We start from the raw sequence: 16,729 nt of genomic DNA on the forward strand, positions 1-16,729 counted from the left end.
GAATCGACCGGTCGACGAGAGGAACCCCATGACCCGCCTGCACGTCCCGGTCGCCCTGCGGTGGTCGGATCTCGACGCCTACCAGCACGTCAACAACGTCGAGATGTTCCGCCTGCTCGAGGACGCCCGCATCACGGCGTTCTGGCGGCACGCCGACGCGCACGATGACCACGCGTGGCCGACCGCCGTGCTGGACACCGGCCCCCACGCGAGCTCGCACACTCTCGTGGCGCGCCAGGAGATCGAGTACCTGCGACCGCTGGGCTTCACGCGCAACCCGGTGCGCGTCGAGATGTGGATCGGGCACCTCGGCGGCGCGAGCCTGGAGGTCTGCTACGAGGTGCACGACGGCGCGGCGGGCCTTGCGAGGACGGGCCCCTCGTCGGGCGGTGCGCCGTACGCCAAGGCCGCGACGACCATCGTCGTGGTCGACGCCGCGACCGAGAAGCCGCGCCGCATCACGGCCGACGAGCGCGCGGCCTGGGAGCCCTTCGTGGAGGAGCCGCTCAGCTTCCGCCGGCGTCGCTAAGGCGGACGTCGCTGGGCCGGACGTCGCTCGCCCGGTCGGTGCGGGCCCGCTCCGCCCGCTCGGCGGCGCGCGCGATGTTCCGCTGCATGCCGCCGAACACCACCCCGTGGAACGGGTACACCGCCCACCAGTAGAGCTGGCCGGTCAGGCCGCGCGGGTGGAACAGCGCACGGTGGGAGAACACCGTCGGCGGGTGCGTCCAGCCGCGACCGTCGTCGACCGGCTCGACCCGCAGCTCCAGCCACGCGAGGCCCGGCACGCGCATCTCGGCGCGCAGCCGCAGCAGGCGACCGGGCTCGATCGCCTCGACGCGCCAGAAGTCGACCGCGTCGTCGACCACCAGGCGCTCGGCGTCCCGGCGCCCGCGACGCAGCCCGGGACCGCCGGCCAGACGGTCCATCAGGCCGCGCACGCGCCAGGCCAGCCCCCAGGAGTACCAGCCGCGCTCGCCGCCCACCGCCTCGATCACCCGCCACAGGGCGGCGGGGGACGCGTCGACCTCGACCCGGCGCTCGTCGACGTAGAGCGAGCCGCCGGCCCAGTCGGGGTCGGTGGGCAGGGGGTCGCTGGGGGCCCCGGCCACGGCCGCCGACGACCACCGCGTGCTGACGGCCGCCTCCTGGATGCGCTGCAGCGCCAGCCGGACGGCCCGGTCGAAGCCCACCAGGCCGCCGGGCGGGTCGGGCACGAAGGCGGCGATGTCGTGCTCGTCGCACACCACCTCGTGCACCAAGGACTCCACGAGCGGCCGGGCGAGGCCCGACGGCACGGGAGTCACGAGCGAGACCCACAGGCTCGACAGGCGCGGCGTCAGGACGCCGACGCCGACGATGACCCGTCGGGGCAGGCCTGCCGCGCGCGCGTACCGCTGCATCATGTCGCGGTAGGTGAGCACGTCCGGGCCGCCGATGTCGAAGCCCCGGCTGACCTCGCGCGGCATCGCGGCCGAACCCACGAGGTAGCGCAGCACGTCCCGGATCGCGATCGGCTGGATGCGGTTCTCCACCCAGCGCGGCACCGTCATGGCGGGCAGCCGCTCGGTGAGGTAGCGCATCATCTCGAACGACGCCGAGCCCGAGCCGAGGATCACCGCCGCGCGCAGCACCGTGGTCGGCACGCCGCTCGCCAGCAGGATCTCGCCCACCTCGGTGCGCGAGGCCAGGTGCGGGGACAGGTCCTCGCCCTGCGGGTAGAGGCCACCGAGGTAGACCATCCGGCCGACTCCGGCCTCGCGGGCCGCCTGCCCGAACACGAGAGCGGTGTGGCGGTCGGTCTGCTCGAACGTGCGGCCCGACCCGAGCGAGTGGATGAGGTAGTAGGCCACGTCGACGCCGTCGAGCGCCTTCGCGATCTGCTCCGGCTCGGCCGCGTCGGCCTGGACCACCTCGACCTCGCCGTACCAGCTCTGCCCGCGCAGCCGGTCGGGATTGCGGGCGATCGCGCGCACCCGGTAGCCGGCCGCCAGCAGCTCGGGCACCAGGCGGCCGCCCACGTACCCCGTCACGCCGGTGACCGCGGCGAGCGGGGCGTCCGCGCGCGGCCGCCCGTCCTCGCCCACACCCGGCACCAGGCCGGGCAGCGTCCGTGCGGCGGGCAGCGGCACCAGGGAGTCGTCTGCGGTCATGTGCGCAGTCTGTGCGCGGCCGTCGTCGGCTGCATGTCGAGGACCGCGGCTCTCAGGTTCCTGACAGGAGCGCGAGGGTCTGGCGCTCGGCCGCGTGCTGGGTTCTCGTCGGGCCGATCGTCGAGCCGTGCTCCCACAGGTCGAACAGCCGCTGGTCGATGTAGGAGGCGCGACACACGGCGGGCGTGTTGCCCAGCTCCTCGGCGACGTCCTTGACCACCTGGGTGGCGATGCGGCGGCGGGCGCGCTCGCTGCGGGGTGCAGGCCCCGCGGCCGCGAGCCCGCGCGCGGCAAGCACCGTGGCGTGCCACGTGCGGAAGTCCTTGGCGCTCGCGTCGGCACCCAGGCGCTGCTTGACGTACGTCGAGATGTCCGCGCTCGTCACGTCGTGCCACGTGCCGTCCTCGTCGCGCCACGCCAGCAGCTCGGGGTTGTCGTCGGGCCTGCGCACGAGGCTGCGCACCAGGCGCGCGACGTCGTCGTCCTCGACCACCGTGTCGCGGATCTGCCCCGACTTCGCGGGGAACCGCAGGTGCACGCGCCCCTCGTCACCCTCGGACGCCGGCGCGAGCACGCGGACGTGCTCGCGCAGCAACGTCGCCAGGCCGTACGAGCCGTGCTTGGCGGCGTACCCCTCGCCACCGATCCGCAGGTAGGCGAGGTCGAGCAGCCGGAACGCGAGCGCGAGCGCCTTGTCCCGCGGCCAGCCCGTCAGCTGGAGGTCGCGCCGGACGCGCCGCCGAGCGGCCGGCAGCCGCCGCGCGACGTCCAGCACGTGGTCGTGCTTGAGCCGGTCCCGGCGCGTGCGCCACTGCTGGTGGTAGAGGTACTGCCGGCGCGCCGCCGCGTCCATGCCGGCGGCCTGGATGTGCCCGTTGTGCCACGGGCTGATCCACACGTCGTCCCACGCGGGCGGGATGGCGAGCGCGACGATGCGCGCGAGGTGCTCCTCGTCGACGATCCGGGCGCGCTCCAGGTCGAGGTAGACGAACGACCGACCCTGCTTGCGCCGGGTCCAGCCGGGGGAGTCGATGCGAACGCGGCGCAGGCGGACCATGTGCAGATCCTCACCCGGCCACGCGACGCGCGCTCGCCGACCGCCGCGCGCCCGGGCGCGGGCCCACCCGCGCGACGATACCGTCACTCCGCCACGAGACCGTCACGTGCGGGTGACGGTCTCGTGGCGGAGTGACGATCTCGACTGCCGGGCGCCTGCGGCGCCGGCGCGCCGAGCACCGCGGGTCAGGCGGGGAGGCGGAGCATGCCCTCCTGCGCGATCGACGCCACCAGGACGCCCTCGCGCGTGAACACGCGCGCCGCGCCCAGGCCGCGCCCGCCCTGCGCGCTCGGCGAGGTCTGGACGTACAGGAGCCAGTCGTCGACGCGGACGTCGCGGTGCCACCACATGGCGTGGTCCAGGCTCGCGATCGACAGGCCGGGCGTCACCCATGAGTTGCCCGAGCGCCGCAGGATGGGTTCGAGGAGCACCTGGTCGCACGCGTAGGCGAGCAGCGCGCGGTGCAGCAGCTGGTCGTCGGGGACCGGACCCCGGGAGCGGAACCACACCGCCTGCTGGCCCAGGTGCGACGGCGCGGGTCCCAGGTAGATCGAGCCGCCGACGTGCCGGACGTCGAACGCCGCCTCCTGCGTCCAGAACTTCGCGACGGGGTGGTCGATGCCGGACAGCAGGTCGAGGGCCGAGCGGACGTCCTCGGGCGCGGGGACGTCGGTCGGCATCTCGTCGGCGTAGTCGATGCCCCCCTGGTCCTCCTGGAACGAGGCGATCATCGACAGGATCGGCACCCCGCCCTGCAGCGCGTGCGTGCGGCGCGCGCTGAACGATCGCCCGTCGCGCAGCCGCTCGACGGCGAAGCCGATCGGTTCGCGCACGTCACCCGCGCGCAGGAAGTAGCCGTGCATCGAGTGCGGCAGGCGCCCGTCGGGGATGGTGCGCCCCGCGGCGAGCAGCGACTGCGCGAGCACCTGGCCGCCGAACACCCGCCCGTTGGGCTGCGGCAGGCTCGAGCCCGTGAAGGTGTCGGGCGCGGAGGGGTCCGGCAGCAGGTCGAGGATGCCGAGCACCTGCTCGGTCGCGCCGTGCGGGGGCAGCTGCTCACTGGTCACGCGCGCCAGCATCCCACGGCCGCGAGCGCTCGGGCCGTGCGCGGTGGGTCAGTCCTCGAAGGTGTTGAGCATCGAGTGCGCGGCGCGCTCAAGGTAGTCCCACAGCTCCGCGCGGTGCAGCGGGGCCAGGTCGAGCGAGTCGACCGCGGCACGCATGTGCAGCAGCCAGCGGTCGCGCGCGTCGGGGTTGACCTTGTACGGCGCGTGCCGCATCCGCAGCCGGGGGTGGCCGCGCTGCTCGGAGTAGGTGGTGGGGCCGCCCCAGTACTGCTCGAGGAACAGGGTGAGGCGCTCGGCGGCGGGTCCGAGGTCGTCCTCGGGATACATCGGCTTGAGCACGGGGTCGGCGGCCACGCCGCGGTAGAACTCGTCGACCAGCGCCACGAAGGTGTCGTGCCCGCCGATCGCCGCGTAGAAGGAGTCGGGTCTCACGCCCTCAATCCTCACACGCGCGGCTACAGGCCCAGCTCGACGAGCACGGGCAGCTCGCCCCGCACCGTGGCCCGCGCGTCCGCGGCCGACGACGCCGCCAGCGCGAGGCCGGCGAGCCGGCGGCACTCGTCGTACGTGACGGACGCCAGCACCGCGGCGACGTCCGCCAGCGCGCGGGGCGTCATCGACAGCGAGGTCACGCCGAGCCCGACGAGCACGGCAGCCAGCGCGGGCGAGGCCGCGGCCTCGCCGCACACGCCCACGGGCCGGCCCTGTGCGGCGGCACCCGCGCACGTCGCGGCCACCAGCTGCAGGACGGCCGGCTGCCACGCGACGGACAGGTGGGCGACCGCGCCGAGCAACCGGTCGGCCGCCATCGTGTACTGCACCAGGTCGTTGGTGCCCACGGACGCAAAGGTCGCGTGCGCGAGGATGGGGCCCGCCATGAGTGCCGCGCTCGGCACCTCGACCATGACGCCCGCGTGGTCCAGCCCGTGCCGGGCGCACGCCGCGACGAAGTCCGCGGCCTCGTCGACGGTCGAGACCATGGGGGCCATCACCCACACGTCCGCGGACTCGGCGGCGCGCGCCCTGGCGATGGCCGTGAGCTGGTCCTCGAGGATGTCCGGGTGCTGCGCGGCGGTGCGCAGCCCGCGCACTCCCAGCGCGGGGTTGACCTCGCCGTCGCCGGCCAGGAACGGCATGGGCTTGTCCGCGCCGGCGTCGAGCGTGCGGATCACCACCTTGCGATCCGCGAACGCCGCGAACACCTGCCGGTAGGCGGCGACCTGCTCGTCGATCGACGGCGCCTCGTCGCGGTCCAGGAACGCGAACTCGGTGCGGAACAGCCCCACGCCCTCCGCGCCGGCGGCGGCCGCCGCCTTCGACGCGGCGGGGTCGCCGACGTTGGCGAGCAGCTCCACGCGGTGCCCGTCGGCCGTCTGCCCCGGTCCGGTGAACGTCCGCACCTGCGCGGCGAGGGCGCGCGCGGCCGCCACCTGCTCGGCGTCGGGAGCGACGGTCACGGTCCCGGCCGCGCCGTCGACCAGCACGAGCGTGTCCTCGTCGAGCGCGTCGAGGATGCCCCGGGCCGCGACGACCCCCGGGATGCCCAGCGCCCGGGCCAGGATCGCCGTGTGCGCGGTGGGTCCGCCCTCCGCCGTGACGATCGCGAGCACGCGCTCGGCGTCGAGCGTCGCGACGAGGGCGGGGGCGAGGTCGGTACCGACCAGGACGAACGGCTCGTCCCGCTCGGGCACGCCGGGCGCCGCCCGGCCGGTGAGCTCGGCGACGAGCCGGTCGCGGACGTCCGCGATGTCCCGCGTGCGCTCCGCGAACACGCCACCGATGGCGAGAAACTGCTCGGCGACCGCGTCGGCCGCCTCCCACACGGCGCGCTCGGGCACCAGGTGCTCGGTCATCACGCGCTCGACCGCGTCCGCCACGAGCGTCGGGTCGGCGGCGATTGCGGCGGTGGTGTGCAGCAGGTCGGCCGAGTCGCCCTGTGCGCGGTCGGCCGCGGCGTCGAGGTCGGCGCGCACGCGCTCGGAGGCGGCGGCGATGCTGCGCGCGGCCGCGTCGTGGTCGGCGCCGGGAGGCAGGCGGCGGCCCGCGGGCGGTTCCGTGACCGGGTCCGGCATCAGGACGGCGGGCGCGGCGACCCGGCCCGGGCTCACGCCGATGCCGGTGACGACAGTGTGGGGCTGCGGGCTCACCTGGGACGACCTCCTCGTCGAGTCCCGTGCAGTCTTGTCCTACCGGCGCCACCGACGCCAACCGACACGCGTCGCCGGGCGGCCGCTGGGCCGGACGGTGGACAGGTCGCCGGGTGGGGCCCGCGCAGGGTTAGGCTTGCTGGTGCGCGCGTCGACAGATCGCGCCAGGTGACCCTGGGGAGTTCTTTTGAGCAAGGCAGAGCAGATCCTCGCAGCGCTGGGTGGGGACACGAACGTCGTGGACCTCGAGCCGTGCATCACCCGCCTGCGGGTCGAGGTCGGCGACGCGCAGCTGGTGGACGAGGCGGCGCTCAAGGCGTCGGGTGCGTTCGGCGTCGTGCGCTCCGGCCGCATCGTCCAGGTCATCGTCGGCCCCGAGGCCGACAACCTCGCGGCCGAGCTCGACTCCCTGCGCTGACTCCCGGCACCGTGGCGACGCTGCGGCTGCTGAGCCCTCTGTCCGGCGTCGTCCGCCCCGTCTCGGCCGTCCCCGACGTCGTGTTCGCCGAGCAGATCATCGGTCCGGGTGTGGCGATCGAGCCGGAGCGCAGCCAGACGCAGCACGTCGTCGCACCGGCCGACGGCGTGGTGGGCGCGCTGCACCCGCACGCCTTCGCGCTCGAGCTCGCCGACGAGCGGTCGGTGCTGGTGCACCTCGGCATCGACACCGTCACGCTTGCGGGTCTCGGCTTCACGCTGCACGTTCGCGCCGGGGAGGCCGTGACCGCGGGGCAGCGGCTCGTCTCGTGGTCGCCCGTGGACGTGGCCGCCGCCGGCCTCGCCACCATCTGCCCCGTGGTCGCGCTGCAGGCGCCCGAGGGCTCGGTGGTGGCTCTCGTCGCCGACGGCGTCGCGGTGGCCGCGGGGGACCCCCTGCTCGACTGGTACTGAGCCCGACCCGTCCGACGCGACTACGCGGGCTCGATGCTCTCGTGCAGGCCGTCGTCGCTCGACGAGCCGGGCTCGCGCTCCGCGAGGTGCGCGGCCATCCGGTCGTGCTGGCCGGCCAGGGGGATGCCCGCCGACTCGAGCACCCCGCGCGTCGCGACACGCAGCGCGCGCGCCACCTCCCACTGCTTCGCGGGCGAGGTCCGCACCTTGAGCCGCATGGTCACGGCGTCGGCGCTGAGCCTCTCGATGCCCGTGATGACCGGGTCGCCCTGCAGCTCCGGCCCCAGGTCGGGGTCGGCCGCGACCGAGGCGGCGGCCTCCTCCAGCAGGGACCGCACGCGGTCGATGTCGGCGAAGTAGTCCACGTCCACCTCGACCACGGCCGTCGCCCAGCCCTGGGTCTTGTTGCCGACGCGCAGCATCGACCCGTTCGGGATGTACCAGAGCGTGCCGTCGGCGTCGCGGATCTTGGTGACCCGCAGCGTCACGGCCTCCACGGTCCCGCTCGCCGGCCCCGCGTCGATCACGTCGCCCACGCCGTACTGGTCCTCCAGCAGCATGAAGGTGCCGGTCAGGAAGTCCTTGACCAGGCTCTGCGCGCCGAAGCCGAGGGCCACGCCCACGATCCCGGCCGAGGCGATGAACGGCGCGATGTTGACCCCGAGGGCGTCGAGCACCAGGAACAGCGCGATGCCGCCCACCAGGATGGTGGCGGTCGAGCGCAGCACCGAGTCCAGCGTGCGGGCCCGCTGGGTGCGGCGGGCGGAGGCGAGCGGGTCGGCACGCAGCAGCGCGCTGCCGACCCCCGTGTCCTGCAGGCCGGTGCGGGCGATCATCGGCTTGCCGTCCGCGACGTGCGACGTGATGGTGCGGATGGTGCGCCGCAGCAGGGCCAGCACGATCGAGCTGATGACGACGATGAGCACGATGTTGAGCGGCACCCCGAGGAACCACTCGAGGGCTCCGTGCACGGCGTCGTCGACGCTGCCCGGCGTCGCGCTCGGTGAGGGGGACGGCGTCGCGAGCGGCCTCATGCGGACAGCCCCGTCGCGTGTGCCACGAACTGCAGCTGCTCGACCGTGAGCGCCAGGGACCGCGAGAGCGACCGGCCACCGTGCCCGACGCCGGTCTCTCGCCGGATCAGCACCGGCGCAGGGGACGACGTGGCCGCCTGCAGCGCCGCCGCCAGCTTGCGGGCGTGCAGCGGGTCCACGCGGGTGTCGCCCTCGAAGACCGTGAACAGGGTCGACGGGTACGCCGTGCCGTCGACCACGCGGTGGTAGGGCGAGTAGCCGAGGAGCCAGCCCAGGTCGGTGGGGTCGTCGGCGTCGCCGTACTCCTCGGTCCAGGTGACGCCCAGGCCGAACCGCTGGTAGCGCACCATGTCCAGCAGCGGCGCGGAGCAGACCACGGCGGCGAACAGGTCGGGGCGCTGGGTGAGGGCGGCGCCCACCAGCAGCCCGCCGTTCGAGCCACCCCAGCACGCGAGCCGTGCGGGCGTGGTCCATCCGTGCGCCACGAGCCAGTCGCCCACGGCATGGAAGTCGTCGAACACGTTCTGCTTGTTCGCGCGCATGCCGGCGCGGTGCCAGTCCTCACCCTCCTCGCCACCGCCGCGCAGGTTGGCCACCACGTACACGCCGCCCGCCTCGACCCACGCGAGCGTGGTGGCGGAGTACCCGGGGTCCAGCGAGATCTGGAAGCCGCCGTAGCCGTACAGGATGGTCGGCGCGGGCGCGACGGGCTGCCCCGCGGCGTCGAGCAGGTCGGCGCGAGCCACCACGAACGCGCGGACCGTCGTGCCGTCGCCGCTCGTCACCTCGATCTGTCGCGCGACCACCGCGGGGAGGTCCGCGACGGCGCCCGGGGCCGTGGCCCACAGCGTCACCGCGCCGGTGGCCGCGTCGAAGCGGTGCACGGTCGGGACGGTGGTGTGGTCGGTGTAGGAGAACCAGATCTCCGACCCTCCCTCGGGCCGGGTGACCAGGCCCGAGATGGAGCCCGGGCCCGGCAGGTCCACCGCTCCGAGCACCGCTCCCGTCGCGGGGTCGTGTGTCGTGACCTCCGAGACCGTGTGCCGGCGCCAGGAGGCGACCAGCAGGGTCGGGGTGGGGTCGTCAGCACCGCCGTCCGTCAGCGCGACGTCCTCGAGCACGGCGGTCGGGTCCTGCTCCAAGACCGTCCGCCAGTGGTCGACCCCGGGCGTGGCGGGATCGGTGACGGCGAGCCGGCCGCGCGGGGCGTCGAGGTTGGTGTGCACCCAGAGCTGCCCGTCGCGGCCCACCCAGGCGCCGGTCTCGGCGTCGATGCCCACAGCCACCTCGACGAACGGCCCGTCCGTGCTGCGGTCCGCGATCCACACGTCGGTGCGGGGTGCGGTGCCGGCGGACGCGGAGACGACGAGCCACCGGCCGTCGCGCGACACGGACACGCCGTAGTAGTTGGTGTGGTCCAGGCCGCCGCCGAACACCTCGACGTCCGTCTCGGGCGAGGTGCCCACGCGGTGCAGCCAGACGCGCCGGTGGTACTGCTGCTCGTCCTGCGGCAGCTGCTCCGGCGGGAGCCGTCGCACGTAGTAGAACGCCTCGCCGCCGGGGACCCAGGCCACGGGGGAGTACCGCGCGCGGTCGATCGGCCCGTCGACGAGCTCACCGGTCGCGACGTCGAGCACGTGCAGCACGCTCTCCTCGGTGCCGCCGGTCGACACCTGGTACGCCAGCAGGTGTCCCTCCTTCGAGGGCTGCCAGGAGTCCAGCGTCGTCGTGCCGGCGGGGTCCAGCGCCATCGGGTCCACGAGGACCCGCTCGTCGTCGCCCTCGGCCACCACCACGACCGCGTGCTCCTGGTCGCCGGCGCGCCGCGAGAAGAACCGGCGTCCCCCACGCCAGGCGGGCGTCCCGACGAACCCCGCGCCGAGCAGCTCGCCGAGCCGCGCGGTGAGCGCCGCGCCGCTCGTCGGGCCGTCGGTCACGTAGGTGGAACGGTGGGTGGCGTACAGCTCGTCCTGCGCCGCCGACCACTGCTCGGTCTGCGCCGAGCTCGCGTCCTCGAGCCACCGGTACGGGTCGGCCACCACGTGGCCGTGCAGGTCCTCGACCAGGTCGAGCCGGGGAGCGGGCGGGTAGCTGCGCAGCGGGGTTGCCGTCATGGTCCGCAAGGCTACGACGGACGGCGGTCGCGTCGGACGACGTGTGCTTCTGCGTACCGCCGGGGGGCTCTGGCAGGATCGGAGCCGTGGTCGACGACACAGACGCTCCAACCGACGCCCTGCTGCGGCTCGCAGCCGCCCACGGCGTCGCGCCTGACCACTGGGGCTTCCACGGCGAGCTCAAGGCCGCCTCGGCGAGCACCCTGCGCGGCGTCCTGCGCGCACTGGGCGTCGACGCCTCCTCGCCCGAGCGCGTCGAGCTGGCACTGGCGCACGTCGACGACATGCCCTGGCGCCGGGTGCTGCCGCCCGTCGTCGTCGTCCGCGCCGGGCGCACCGCCCACGTGCCGGTGCACGTCACCGACGGCGACCCGGTCACGGTGTGGATCGAGCTGGACGCCGAGGCGGGCGGCGGCCGCCGCGCGGTGGCCCAGACAGACGCGTACACGCCGCCGCGGACGGTCGACGGCCGGCTCGTCGGGCGCGCCACCTTCACGATCCCCGACGACCTCCCGTTCGGGTGGCACGAGCTGCGCGCCGACGGACCGAGCGCGCAGGCGCGGGCCAGCTTGGTGGTCACGCCCGACCGGCTCGAGCTGCCCCAGGCGCTCAGCGAGGGCCGTCAGTGGGGCGTCATGGCGCAGCTCTACTCGGTCCGCTCGAGGCGCTCCTGGGGGGTCGGCGACCTCGTCGACCTCGCGGACCTCGGCGTCCTCGCCGGTGGGCTCGGGGCCGACTTCCTGCTCATCAACCCGCTGCACGCCGCCGAGCCGGTGACGCCCATGACGCCGTCGCCCTACCTGCCCACCACGCGCCGCTTCGTGAACCCCCTCTACGTGCGGCCCGAGGCCGTGCCCGAGGCCGCGTACCTGTCCTCGGCGGACCGCTCGCTCGTGGAGTGGGCCGGCGAGCCCGTGGCCGCGCACGACGTCGATCCCGGACCCATCGACCGCGACAGCGCGTGGGAGGCGAAGCGAGCCGCGCTCGACGTGATCTTCGCCGTCCCGCTGTCCGCCGCGCGCCAGGCCGCGCTCGACGCGTTCGCGGCCGAGCACGGCGCCGGGCTGCAGTCGTTCGCCGTGTGGAGCGCTCTCGCGGAGGTCTACGGCCCTGAGACCATCCCGGCGGAGTTCGCCGACCCGACGTCCGAGGCCACCGTGGCCAAGGCCGCCGAGCTCGCCGAGCGGGTCAGGTTCCACGTGTGGCTGCAGTGGGTGGCCGACGAGCAGCTCGCCGCGGCGCAGCGCACGGCGCGCGAGAACGGCATGGCGCTCGGCATCATGCACGACCTGGCGGTGGGCGTGCACCCGGCCGGTGCCGACGTGTGGGCGCTAGGCGACGTGCTGGTGCGCGGGGCGACCGTCGGCGCACCGCCGGACATGTACAACCAGCAGGGGCAGAACTGGTCGCAGCCGCCGTGGCACCCCACCGAGCTGGCGCGGGCGGGCTACCGGCCCTACCGGGACATGCTCCGCACCGTGCTCCGGCACGCGGGCGCCATCCGCATCGACCACGTCCTGGGCCTGTTCCGCCTGTGGTGGGTCCCGGAGGGGGCGCGGGCCGACGAGGGCGCCTACGTGCGCTACGACCACGAGGCGCTCATCGGCATCCTCGCGCTCGAGGCGCACCGCGCGGGCGCGGTGGTGATCGGCGAGGACCTGGGCGTCGTCGAGCCGTGGGTGCGCGACTACCTGACCACGCGCGGCATCCTCGGCACGTCGGTGCTGTGGTTCGAGCAGGACATGAACGGCTCGCCGCTCGCCCCGCAGGACTACCGCCAGCTGGTGCTCGCGACCGTCACCACGCACGACCTGCCGCCCACGGCCGGCTACCTCGCGGGCGAGCACGTCGCCATCCGCGAGCGGCTGGGCCTGCTGACGGAGCCCGTGCACGTGGTGCGCGCGGCCGCCGAGGCGGAGCGCGACCGCATGCTGGCGGCCCTGCGGGACCGCGGCCTGATCGGCGACGACCCCTCGGAGCGCGAGGTCGTCGAGGCCATGCACCGGTACATCAAGGCGACCCCCGCCGTGCTGCTGGGCGTGGCGCTGACCGACGCGGTGGGCGAGCGACGCGCGCAGAACCAGCCCGGGACCGACCAGGAGTACCCGAACTGGAAGGTCCCGCTGGCCGACTCGTCGGGCGAGCTGGTGCTCGTCGACGACCTTTTCACCAACGCGCGCCTGCGGTCCCTGGCAGCGGTCCTCAACTCCTGACGCAACCGCCGCGGCCCGGGCCGGCCCGAGCCGCGCGGGGCCCGCGCCGGGCCCGTCACGGGCAGCGTTGCGCCCGCTCAGCGGGCACAACGCTGCCCACGGATCAGGCGCGCGAGCGGTCGGCCTCCTGGGCAGCCAGCGAGCGGCGCACGCCGTCGCGGGCCTCGACGACCAGTCGGCGCAGGGCCGGTGACGCGTCGGGGTGCGCCTCCAGCCACGCGTCGGTCGCTCCGGCCACGTCCACGCGCTCGTCGTCGGCGAGCTCGGTGGGGTACAGGCCCACGACGATGTTCTGCGCCATCTCGTTCGTCTTGTCCGCCCACACCCGCTCGAGAGCGGCGAAGTAGGGCTCGACGTAGGGGACCAGGAGCGAGCGGTCGTGCACGCGCGCGAAGCCGCCGATGGTCGCCCCCTGGATCGCGTTGGCGAGCTCGTCGCCGTCGAGGACCGCGCTCCAGGCGGCGGCCTTGGCGTCGGCGGTGGGGACCGCGGCGCGGGCCGTCGCGGCGGCGCGCTGGCCGGTCGCCGTGGGGTCGGCAGCCAGCTGCACCGCGATCTCCGTCTCGCCCGAGCGGCCGCCCGCGACGAGCGAGGTGAGCAGCTCCCAGCGCAGGTCGGTGTCGATGGAGAGCCCGTCGAGGCGCTCGCGGCCGTCCAGCAGCGCGGCCACGGCGTCCAGCTGCGCGGCGGTCGAGGCACGGCCGGCGAACGCCTTGAGCAGCTGCAGCTGCGTGTCCGAACCGGCGTCGGCGGCCCGGGCGAGCGCCAGCAGCGCGTCCGCCGCTGCCGCCCCCGTGGCCTCGCGGTGCTCGGGGGCGACGTACAGGTCGAGCGTGGTCGCGAGCTGGCGCAGCAGCACCAGCACCACCGAGGAGTCGCTCTCCTGCGCGATGTTGCCGAGCACCAGGTCGACGAAGTCGCGCGCGGGCGTCTCGCCGTCGCGCGTCGCGTCCCACGCGGCGGCCCACACCAGGGTGCGCGGCAGCGACGCGTCGAAGCGGGAGAGGTGCTCGATCGCGGCGGCGAGCGAGTCGGCGTCGAGCCGGATCTTGGCGTATGCCAGGTCGTCGTCGTTCACCAGCACCAGGAGCGGACGAGGGGTGCCGACCAGCTGTGGGACCTCGGTGCGGGGGCCGTCCACGTCGAGCTCGACGTGCACGCTCCGCGCCAGGCGGCCGTCGACGAGGTCGTAGCCACCGATCGCGAGCCGGTGCGGACGCTGCACGGGGTGCTCGGCCGGCACCTCCTGCAGCACGGCGAACGAGCTGATCGTGCCGGACTCGTCGACCTCGATCTCGGGCCGCAGCAGCGTCACCCCGGCCTGCTCGAGCCACAGCGCCGACCACGAGGTCAGCTCCCGGCCCGAGGTGGCCTCGAGCTCGGTCAGCAGGTCGCTGAGCTCCGTGTTGCCCCACGCGTGCTTGGCGAAGTAGGCGCGCACACCGTCGAAGAACCGGTCCTGGCCCACCCAGGCCACGAGCTGCTTGAGCACGCTCGCGCCCTTGGCGTAGGTGATCCCGTCGAAGTTGACCGCGACGTCCTGCAGGTCACGCATGTCGGCGACGATCGGGTGCGTCGAGGGCAGCTGGTCCTGCCGGTACGCCCAGCTCTTCTCGAGCGAGGAGAACGTGGTCCAGGCGCTCGTCCAGCGCGTCGCCTCGGCGGTCGCGAGCGTCGAGGCGTACTCGGCGAACGACTCGTTGAGCCACAGGTCGTCCCACCAGCGCATGGTCACGAGGTCGCCGAACCACATGTGCGCGAGCTCGTGCAGGATCGTCACCGCGCGCCGCTCGACCGTGGCCTCGGGCACCTTGGAGCGGAACACGTAGGACTCCAGGAACGTGACGGCCCCCGCGTTCTCCATCGCGCCCGCGTTGAACTCCGGGACGAACAGCTGGTCGTACTTGGCGAACGGGTACGGGGCGTCGAAGGCCGCCTCGTAGAAGGTGAAGCCGGCGCGCGTGATGTCGAGGATGTTGTCGGTGTCCAGGTGCTCGGCCAGGGACCCGCGGCAGTACACGCCCAGAGGGATCTCCCGTCCGTCGCTGCTGGTCAGCGAGCTGTGCTCGTGGTGGTACGGGCCGGCCACGACGGCGGTCACGTACGACGACAGGCGCGGCGTGGTCTCGAACGTCCAGGTGGCCGTGCCGTGGTCCGCGCCGCCGTTGCGGTTCACGCCGCCCGCGACGGGTGCCGGCTCGCCGATCACGGGGTAGTTCGACACCACCACCCAGTGCGCGGGCGCCGTCACCGTGAAGGCGAACGTGGCCTTGAGGTCGGGCTGCTCGAACACCGCGAACATGCGCCGGGAGTCGGCGACCTCGAACTGCGAGTAGAGGTACACCTCGTCGTCCACCGGGTCGACGAACCGGTGCAGGCCCTCGCCCGTGTTCATGTACGCGCAGTCGGCCACGACCACGAGCTCGTTGGTCTCCTGCAGGCCGTCGAGCGCGATGCGCGAGTCGGCGAACACCGTCGCGACGTCCAGCGCCCGGCCGTTGAGGGTGATCTCGTGCACCGTCGGCGCGATGAGGTCGATGAACGTGCTCGCGCCCGCGGTCGCCGAGAACCGCACGACCGTCCTCGACGTGAACGTCGTCGGACCCGTCGTGAGGTCGAGCTGCACCTCGTAGGAGTCGGTCGCGACGAGCGAGGCGCGCTCGCGCGCCTCGGCACGGGTGAGGTTCTCAGCGGGCACGGGGTTCTCCTTCGAGCGGTGCGGGTCGTGGCTGGTGGCCGCCGCCGATCATCCCACGCGGACAGTTCGTGGACCGGCGTGCGCCGGGGGGCGGCGGCGGGTGAGACTGCCGGGTGACACCCGCCGTCCACAGGAGGTTCGCCGTGCCCGAGAACACCGCCACGCCCGTCGTCGACTTCTGGTTCGACCCCGCCTGCCCCTGGGCATGGATGACGTCACGGTGGATGGACGAGGTGACGCAGGTGCGGGACGTCGAGGTGCGCTGGCACGTCATGAGCCTGGCCGTGCTCAACGAGGGGCGCGAGGACCTGCCCGAGCGCTACCGCAAGCTCATGGACACCGCGTGGGCCGCGGTCCGCGTCATCATCGCGGCGGAGCGGGACTACGGCGACAAGGTCGTCAAGCCCTTGTACGACGCGCTGGGCACACGCATCCACCCGGGCAAGCGCAGCGACCTCCCCGCCGTCATCGCGGAGGCGCTCGAGGAGGTCGGGCTGCCCGCCGACCTGGCCGCCGTGGGCGACACCGACGAGGTCGACGACCTCCTGCGCGCGTCGCACGCCCGAGGCATCGGCCTGGTGGGCGAGGACGTCGGAACGCCCGTGGTCGCGATCGACGGCGTCGGCTACTTCGGTCCCGTCGTGACCCCGGCCCCGACGGGCGAGGCAGCGACCCAGCTGTTCGACGGGCTCGTCGCGCTCACGCGGGTGCCCGGCTTCTACGAGCTCAAGCGCACGCGGACCGCCGGGCCGCAGTTCTGACCCGCCGGGTTGGGGCGCCCGGTTCGTCCGTGTGATCCTGGTTGCCGACCTCGACACCCGGGAGCCCCATGACCTCGACGCGTGCCGTCCGCATCTGGCTTGCGGTCGACGTGCTGCTGGTGACCGTGCTGCTCGTGCTCGTCGTCGTGGTGACGTCGGGCGGCAGCCCGAGCACGCCCGTGGCGTCGCCGACCGCGAGCCGGTCGACCACGGCCACCGCGCCGAGCACGTCGCCCGTGGCGGTCCGGCTGCCCAGCGGCAACATCTCGTGCGTCGTGTCGGTCGACGGCGCGACGTGCGCGATCGCGAGCATCACGTACGACCCGCCGGCCGTCGCCGGCTGCACGGGGCGCACGGGTCACGTCATCGTGCTGGATGCCGACGGGGTGTCGTTCCCGTGCGAGAAGGGGCCCGCTCCCACCGTGGCCGGCAAGGACGTCCAGACGCTCAGCTACGGCGGCTCGGTGACCGTCGGCGACTACACGTGCACGAGCGCGACCAACGGCGCGACGTGCGTGGACGGCGACGGGCGGGGCTTCCGGGTGGCGCGGGCCGGCTGGACGAAGATCAGTTGACCCAGATCAGCTGACCCCC

Annotated in this window: 14 protein-coding genes; 6 read left to right on the forward strand and 8 right to left on the reverse strand. The window is 74.2% G+C overall.

Annotated features, from left to right (window positions below; all coding sequences use genetic code 11):
* Positions 1 to 28 precede the first annotated feature (28 nt).
* Positions 29 to 529 (forward strand): acyl-CoA thioesterase, encoded by a 501-nt coding sequence (locus QRT05_RS14850; protein ID WP_289448115.1) that lies wholly within the window; start codon positions 29 to 31, stop codon positions 527 to 529.
* Here the strand turns inward: QRT05_RS14850 and QRT05_RS14855 are convergent.
* From QRT05_RS14855 to ptsP, 5 genes are all read right to left on the reverse strand, one after another.
* On the reverse strand, positions 507 to 2,153 hold the full coding sequence (locus tag QRT05_RS14855; protein WP_289448116.1) for an SDR family oxidoreductase: 1,647 nt from the start codon (positions 2,151 to 2,153) through the stop codon (positions 507 to 509). The genes QRT05_RS14850 and QRT05_RS14855 overlap by 23 nt on opposite strands.
* Positions 2,154 to 2,205: 52 nt before the next feature.
* Positions 2,206 to 3,210 (reverse strand): DNA topoisomerase IB, encoded by a 1,005-nt coding sequence (locus tag QRT05_RS14860; protein WP_289448117.1) that lies wholly within the window; start codon positions 3,208 to 3,210, stop codon positions 2,206 to 2,208.
* A gap of 185 nt (positions 3,211 to 3,395) precedes the next feature.
* Complete coding sequence (locus QRT05_RS14865; protein ID WP_407650362.1) at positions 3,396 to 4,277, reverse strand: acyl-CoA thioesterase; 882 nt, start codon at positions 4,275 to 4,277, stop codon at positions 3,396 to 3,398.
* Positions 4,278 to 4,325: 48 nt separating this feature from the next.
* Positions 4,326 to 4,709: a globin gene (locus QRT05_RS14870; RefSeq protein WP_289448118.1), complete on the reverse strand. Its 384-nt coding sequence runs from the start codon at positions 4,707 to 4,709 to the stop codon at positions 4,326 to 4,328.
* A 23-nt stretch (positions 4,710 to 4,732) separates the two neighbouring features.
* Positions 4,733 to 6,424 carry a phosphoenolpyruvate--protein phosphotransferase gene (ptsP, locus tag QRT05_RS14875; RefSeq protein WP_289448119.1) on the reverse strand — a complete coding sequence of 564 codons (1,692 nt, stop codon included), beginning with the start codon at positions 6,422 to 6,424 and terminating at the stop codon, positions 4,733 to 4,735.
* Positions 6,425 to 6,611: 187 nt separating this feature from the next.
* On the opposite strand from ptsP, the gene QRT05_RS14880 reads away from it, so the two are divergent.
* Entirely contained in the window at positions 6,612 to 6,842 is a 231-nt protein-coding gene (locus QRT05_RS14880) for a PTS glucose/sucrose transporter subunit IIB (protein WP_289448120.1), read from the forward strand.
* 11 nt (positions 6,843 to 6,853) lie between these two features.
* Positions 6,854 to 7,315 (forward strand): PTS sugar transporter subunit IIA, encoded by a 462-nt coding sequence (locus QRT05_RS14885; RefSeq protein WP_289448122.1) that lies wholly within the window; start codon positions 6,854 to 6,856, stop codon positions 7,313 to 7,315.
* 20 nt (positions 7,316 to 7,335) lie between these two features.
* On the opposite strand, the gene QRT05_RS14890 is transcribed toward QRT05_RS14885, so the two are convergent.
* Positions 7,336 to 8,349 carry a mechanosensitive ion channel family protein gene (locus QRT05_RS14890; RefSeq protein WP_289448123.1) on the reverse strand — a complete coding sequence of 338 codons (1,014 nt, stop codon included), beginning with the start codon at positions 8,347 to 8,349 and terminating at the stop codon, positions 7,336 to 7,338.
* Complete coding sequence (locus tag QRT05_RS14895; protein ID WP_289448124.1) at positions 8,346 to 10,463, reverse strand: prolyl oligopeptidase family serine peptidase; 2,118 nt, start codon at positions 10,461 to 10,463, stop codon at positions 8,346 to 8,348. Before QRT05_RS14895 ends, QRT05_RS14890 begins: the two co-directional genes overlap by 4 nt.
* An 86-nt stretch (positions 10,464 to 10,549) precedes the next feature.
* Here QRT05_RS14895 and malQ point away from each other — a divergent pair, with 86 nt between their 5' ends.
* On the forward strand, positions 10,550 to 12,676 hold the full coding sequence (malQ, locus tag QRT05_RS14900) for a 4-alpha-glucanotransferase (protein WP_289448125.1): 2,127 nt from the start codon (positions 10,550 to 10,552) through the stop codon (positions 12,674 to 12,676).
* 103 nt (positions 12,677 to 12,779) lie between these two features.
* On the opposite strand, the gene pepN is transcribed toward malQ, so the two are convergent.
* Positions 12,780 to 15,374, reverse strand: coding sequence for an aminopeptidase N (pepN, locus tag QRT05_RS14905; protein WP_289448126.1), 2,595 nt, complete (start codon positions 15,372 to 15,374; stop codon positions 12,780 to 12,782).
* A 143-nt stretch (positions 15,375 to 15,517) separates the two neighbouring features.
* On the opposite strand from pepN, the gene QRT05_RS14910 reads away from it, so the two are divergent.
* Both QRT05_RS14910 and QRT05_RS14915 read left to right on the forward strand, forming a co-directional pair.
* Positions 15,518 to 16,135, forward strand: a complete 618-nt coding sequence (locus QRT05_RS14910) for a mycothiol-dependent nitroreductase Rv2466c family protein (protein WP_289448127.1) — start codon at positions 15,518 to 15,520, stop codon at positions 16,133 to 16,135.
* 68 nt (positions 16,136 to 16,203) lie between these two features.
* Entirely contained in the window at positions 16,204 to 16,710 is a 507-nt protein-coding gene (locus QRT05_RS14915; protein ID WP_289448128.1) for a hypothetical protein, read from the forward strand.
* Positions 16,711 to 16,729: the final 19 nt, after the last annotated feature.

The organism is Cellulomonas edaphi, from assembly GCF_030362815.1.
GTDB lineage: Bacteria > Actinomycetota > Actinomycetes > Actinomycetales > Cellulomonadaceae > Cellulomonas > Cellulomonas edaphi.